This is a genomic window from Aliterella sp. E5.1, from assembly GCF_057473825.1.
The window spans coordinates 1-5,083 of record NZ_JBYCCV010000164.1 but is presented as its reverse complement, the minus strand read 5'-3'; the positions used below and the strand labels follow the sequence as shown (position 1 = coordinate 5,083).

General features: G+C 41.9%; 7 protein-coding genes and 1 tRNA gene. 3 read left to right on the top strand and 5 right to left on the bottom strand.

Annotated features, from left to right (window positions below; genetic code table 11):
• A partial coding sequence (locus AC2VE5_RS24005) for a GNAT family N-acetyltransferase (RefSeq protein ID WP_486890157.1) occupies positions 1-375 on the top strand: 375 nt, incomplete at its 5' end.
• Between the two features lie 42 nt (positions 376-417).
• On the opposite strand, the gene AC2VE5_RS24000 is transcribed toward AC2VE5_RS24005, so the two are convergent.
• Entirely contained in the window at positions 418-987 is a 570-nt protein-coding gene (locus tag AC2VE5_RS24000) for an alpha/beta hydrolase (protein ID WP_486890156.1), read from the bottom strand.
• 324 nt (positions 988-1,311) lie between these two features.
• On the opposite strand from AC2VE5_RS24000, the gene AC2VE5_RS23995 reads away from it, so the two are divergent.
• On the top strand, positions 1,312-3,195 hold the full coding sequence (locus AC2VE5_RS23995) for a DUF1565 domain-containing protein (protein ID WP_486890155.1): 1,884 nt from the start codon (positions 1,312-1,314) through the stop codon (positions 3,193-3,195).
• 281 nt (positions 3,196-3,476) lie between these two features.
• On the opposite strand, the gene AC2VE5_RS23990 is transcribed toward AC2VE5_RS23995, so the two are convergent.
• Entirely contained in the window at positions 3,477-3,749 is a 273-nt protein-coding gene (locus tag AC2VE5_RS23990) for a DUF3493 domain-containing protein (RefSeq protein ID WP_486890154.1), read from the bottom strand.
• Positions 3,750-3,783: 34 nt separating this feature from the next.
• On the opposite strand from AC2VE5_RS23990, the gene AC2VE5_RS23985 reads away from it, so the two are divergent.
• Positions 3,784-3,855, top strand: a tRNA-Thr gene (locus AC2VE5_RS23985).
• Between the two features lie 88 nt (positions 3,856-3,943).
• Here the strand turns inward: AC2VE5_RS23985 and AC2VE5_RS23980 are convergent.
• From AC2VE5_RS23980 to AC2VE5_RS23970, 3 genes are read right to left on the bottom strand one after another with little or no spacing between them, the layout of a single operon-like run.
• Positions 3,944-4,192: a hypothetical protein gene (locus AC2VE5_RS23980; protein WP_486890153.1), complete on the bottom strand. Its 249-nt coding sequence runs from the start codon at positions 4,190-4,192 to the stop codon at positions 3,944-3,946.
• 40 nt (positions 4,193-4,232) lie between these two features.
• On the bottom strand, positions 4,233-4,490 hold the full coding sequence (locus tag AC2VE5_RS23975) for a ParE family toxin-like protein (protein WP_486890152.1): 258 nt from the start codon (positions 4,488-4,490) through the stop codon (positions 4,233-4,235).
• Positions 4,468-4,689 carry a hypothetical protein gene (locus tag AC2VE5_RS23970; RefSeq protein WP_486890151.1) on the bottom strand — a complete coding sequence of 74 codons (222 nt, stop codon included), beginning with the start codon at positions 4,687-4,689 and terminating at the stop codon, positions 4,468-4,470. Before AC2VE5_RS23970 ends, AC2VE5_RS23975 begins: the two co-directional genes overlap by 23 nt.
• Positions 4,690-5,083 lie beyond the last annotated feature (394 nt).

Genomic DNA, 5,083 nt, shown 5'->3' with positions numbered 1-5,083 from the left:
TTCTATCACCAAGCTTCAGATCTTGATAGTGCGAGGTTATTTTTGAAAGAGCGATTTGAATCTTGCGACTCGATGATTTTTGCTGCAAGCAGCCGCGATCAAATTGTGGGCTTTACCCAGCTTTATCCTAGTTTCTCGTCTGTGTCTATGAAACGAATTTGGATTTTGAACGATCTATTTGTTACTTTTTCACACCGAAACCAGGGAATAGCACGGTCACTTATGGCGATCGCAAGGCAGTATGCTGAGGAAACTGGAGCAATCCGGATAAGCCTTGCAACACAGCAATCAAATCATGGGGCGCAAGCGCTATACGAATCACTGGGGTATGCGAAAGATGAGGTGTTTCATCATTATTCGTTGCGCTTGCAGTAAGTTGTAGAACTTTATATGTAATCAGAAGTTGAGCATTACAAACTACAAGGGAATCTTTAGTAGCAAGTCTTGCAAATTGCCTTCTAGTTGGCGCAATTGGCGATAAGCACGCTCTAAAACTTCCCCGTCAACTTCGACTTCTGGAGTAGGATAGTTTTGAATTATCTCAATCAGGCTAATATTATTGTTTTTAGCGCCACTACCTGAGCGATCGCTACTTGCAGATAAAATTATTGCTGCTCTTAATGCTTGGCGATCAGCCGTGCGTGACGGGGTATGTATTGCTTCACTAATTTGATCGAGAATAACATTTCCAACAGGGCTATTTAATACTCGATCTAATAGTATTGGATTAACTGCAACAGATTCAGTTAGGTACTGGCGAACTGCTTTTGGATCTTGCTTTGCCAAAGCTAAATTAACTCGCAATGATGTTGACAATTTACCAGTTTGGGCAAAATTTGTTAGTTCTTTGACAGGAATTGATGACCGTAAAATGCGGTATTTCAGTACCACTTGTTCTGCTGCAAAAGCACTCCCGCTAGATAAAACCAAAGCAAGAACTACTGATAAAACTAAGCTTCGACGTAGGGATGATAACAAAAATGGCATTTGCTTAATATACTCAAGGCATTGTTTTATTGACGATAGTTGTTGACAATTAGTTGCGCCATCATGCTGAAGCTGTAGTTTATACAAGATCGAATCTTGCCTATTATCTAAGTATTCTAGAGGTAATTATTTTTGCTTACTCAGATAAGGCGATCGCCTTATCTGAGTATATCTTGAGAACTCTACCCTAAATGCCTTGGTTGTAGGCTTTTACTGCGATACTCTAAAGCTCAGTTACTTTTTTTGTTAAAGAAAAGTAAAATGTTTTTTTCTTTTTACCAAATCAACGTAACGTAATTCAAGACATTAAGATTAGCAAGCACAATGCCTAAACAGGGTTTTAACAGCCATCAATCGAAGAACTTTAAAAGTACTCCTTTACCTTTACAAGCAGTACTCACAGCAACGTTACTTGTTGGCGGTGGAGCAATAGTACTCAAGACTAATGCGATCGCATCTCCCATTGCTCAAGTTGTTGTCCCAACTGTACCTACTTCCACACCATCGCCTACACCCTCAGCTACACCAACACCTGTAGTTGTTCCCACATCCACACCCTCAGCTACACCAACACCTGTAGTTGTCCCCACATCCACACCCTCAGCAACTCCAACATCCAGCCCTACGGTTACACCAACACCATCGTCTAACCCCACATCCACACCCTCAGCAACACCATCGCCTACCCCTACGGTTACACCATCGCCTACCACTAACCAAAATCCTACAAGTGGAACGGTTATTTATGTAGATCCAGTAAATGGTGTTGATAATGGCACAGGTAGCGCTCAAGCGCCTTACAAAACGATTTCCTCGGCGCTTAATCAAGCACAACCAGGAACCGTTGTTCAACTAGCGCCAGGGATTTATAGCGCGACTACTGGCGAAGTTTTCCCTTTGAATGTCAAGTCTGGCGTAACTTTGCTTGGCGATGAATCTACCAAGGGTCAAACTAGGGTAATTATCGGTAGCGGTAATTATGTTAGTCCTACTTTCGCCCGTCAAAACGTTACAATTCGCCCTGAATCTGGTAGTACGGTTTCTGGAGTTACTGTTGCTAATCCCAGTAGTCGCGGTACGGGATTGTGGATTGAGTCAACAAATCCTACCGTCAGAAACAATACTTTTACGATTAACAACCGCGATGGTGTTTTTGTAACTGGTACTGCTAACCCCACCATTGAAAATAATGTTTTTACGCAAAATAGCGGCAATGGTATTTCTGTAGCTCGAACTGCAAGCGGTCAGATTCGCAATAATCTATTTTTAGATACTGGTTTTGGTTTAGCTGTTGGTGGTAATTCGACTCCGGCGATTTTAAATAACCAACTTTACCAGAATCGAGTAGGCTTGTTTATTTCCGATTCCGCTCGTCCTACGCTACGCGGTAATTTTATTGAAAATAGCAAGCAAGATGGTGTGGTAATTACTGCCAGCGCCCAACCCGATCTTGGTACGGCAGAAAATCCAGGAAATAATTTCATTCGCAACAATACTCGGTATGATGTCTACAATTCAACTCGCGGTAATACCATTGCGGCAACGGGTAACGATATCGAGCCAGAAAAAATCTCTGGTAATGTGACTTTTGGGGCTGCGACTATAAATCGTCCGGCAATTAGACAAGGTACATTCCGCGATATTCAGGGCTATTGGGCGCAACCTTATATTGAAGCTTTAATTGCTAGAGATGTAATTGCTGGTTTTCCTGATGGCTCGTTTAAACCCACAGACCCAGTGACCCGCGCTCAGTTTGCCACTATTATCAGTAAAGCTTTTGCGCCGCCATCGCAACGAGAGGCGCAACAATTTAAGGATGTAAATCAAAATTTCTGGGCTTACGGAGCCATTCAAACAGCTTACCGGGGCGGTTTTGTTGCCGGGTATCCGGGCGGTTTATTTCAACCCCAGCAAGCAATTCCTAGGGTACAATCGCTAGTTTCTTTGGCTAATGGCTTAGGTTTGAAGTCAACTAATCCGAATGCTTTGTCTATTTATGCTGATGCTGCCGAAATTCCCAAATATGGCATCGAGCCAGTATCGGCGGCAACAGTACGGCAATTGGTGGTGAATTATCCTATACCTACGCAGTTGAATCCCAATCGTGATGCTACACGCGCCGAAGTTGCAGCCTTTGTCTATCAAGCTTTGGTAAATACTGGACGCGCTCCTGCGATCGCATCTCCTTATGTTGTCCGAGTTCCTTAATTTCAATTGAAAAAACGCCAGAGTGTCCAATTGGACACTCTGGCGTTCTGGTTTTATTATGGGCTGGGTCTTGTATATAATTGACCCGATTTTAATATGTTGGTTTTATGTTCAGGGTTTTTAAATTGGCTAACCCTGTTTCAATTAATTTCTATTGTTACAGTAGCTACGGAATTAAGTGGATTCTCTAATAATTTCTTTATGTTTCTTGCTTTTGTATGTTTATTTTTTAAGTTAAGTAACAGATTGTAAGTAGAATTACGCAATTGAGGCAATCTTACTTATTTAGGGAGCTTTGGAGATTCTTTATCCCAACGAAACAGCAAAACCATTAAAGCGACAACTCCTACTTGCAAGGCGAGGTTTGATAGCGGCGCATCCGCCTCTTTTCCGGCAGCTATTTGCGCTAAAAACACAAGTGCGCCCACAAATCCCGAAGCACCAAAAGCTATATAAATAAATCTTCGCAGTCCCCGATAAGGTGCGGCGGCTTCAGCTTTTAGGCGATCGTATTGGTCGCTCGTAAAACGTTTGTTATTAGGTTGTTTGACCATGATGATTTAAAACTGATAATATAGTAAATCGTGTGCCGATGTGGCTCAGTGGTAGAGTAACTGATTCGTAATCAGTTGGCCGCGGGTTCAAATCCCGCCATCGGCTTAGAGTAAAACCCTTTGTAAAACGGCTTTTTGAGGTTTATTTACAATTTTAAACTTGTAAATGAATGTCCTTTTATGACTATGTTTGACTACCGTTTGACGATCGCCTGAATCTCCGATTTAACTATCTTTGTGAGTTTATAGTTAAACAGCGTACTCATTAAACAGTCTAAAGGCAGTGTTAGCGGCTCTGAACTTTTCAAACCCAGTAGATAATTGTATTGGCAAACGTGATCGCTAATCTCAACATTCATTAATCGCGCCAAGCGCTGGGCGTGTTGTTCAAAAATCCATGCTGTAATACCTGTCTTGAGAATAGCCGCTTTTATATTAGTCATAAGTGCGCTCCGATCTCCTTTGGTCTTCCTTAACAAGTAGTTAATTTAACAGTGCTTCATACTTGTCATGGCTGCCAATCCAAAACCAATAATAGTCGTCACCCTTCTTCAAAGCCAATGCTCGATAACCACCACTAACTCGCGCAGACCACAAGTTTCTACCTACTTTTTTGAAGTGTAAAGACGGATGCAGTGAATTTTCTTGCCAAAGTTGATACGCTTTTTGCGCTTGTTCCTTCATCTCTGGAGATAGTTCTGCATAGGTTGCCCAAAAGTCAGGTGTTGTGAAAGATTTCATCAATATCTCTGACTCTATTGGCTGCGATATCAGCTTCGGCTTTGGCAATCAGCTTATCCAGCTTTCCCGATTTTAGATCGATTTCAATTTGCCTATCCCACATTTCGTCTAAATACCCTTGCAGCCAAACGGAGAGTTGACGAACATCACTTTCGGGCAATTGTTTAATAGCTGCTTCAATTTCTGGCAAGATAGTCATAGGAATCCATGCTTGAGATTGACTTTATAGTAGCCTAAGCAATTTGACTATAGATTTAAACAATAACCTTGATGTTCTGTGCGATTGCGATCGCCCACTCAAGCAACTTCAACAAGCGCGATCGCACTTCCTTACTCAGTGCTGCTAGTTTTTCTTAACTTAACGATCTCGTGTGTAGAGTAACAACCAATTTCATCAGATAGACATTCCTTCTCAAACTCAGCCAGCCATTTTAAAAATCATGCTCAACACAATTTGAAAAAATGGCTAGGGCGTATCTGCAAAGTCTGGATGTAGCGTAATGAGCTATTTTAACCAGATAAGAATCGCCGCAATCATCAGCATTGCTAGGTAGTTTTCGGCTCGTTTTTCATAACGAGTAGCTACCCGACGA

Bases quoted from the DNA above. Each gene is read 5' to 3' on its own strand.
- AC2VE5_RS24000 (WP_486890156.1), bottom strand. From the start codon at position 987: ATGCCATTTTTGTTATCATCCCTACGTCGAAGCTTAGTTTTATCAGTA.
- AC2VE5_RS23995 (WP_486890155.1), top strand. From the start codon at position 1,312: ATGCCTAAACAGGGTTTTAACAGCCATCAATCGAAGAACTTTAAAAGT.
- AC2VE5_RS23990 (WP_486890154.1), bottom strand. From the start codon at position 3,749: ATGGTCAAACAACCTAATAACAAACGTTTTACGAGCGACCAATACGAT.
- AC2VE5_RS23980 (WP_486890153.1), bottom strand. From the start codon at position 4,192: ATGACTAATATAAAAGCGGCTATTCTCAAGACAGGTATTACAGCATGG.
- AC2VE5_RS23975 (WP_486890152.1), bottom strand. From the start codon at position 4,490: ATGAAATCTTTCACAACACCTGACTTTTGGGCAACCTATGCAGAACTA.
- AC2VE5_RS23970 (WP_486890151.1), bottom strand. From the start codon at position 4,689: ATGACTATCTTGCCAGAAATTGAAGCAGCTATTAAACAATTGCCCGAA.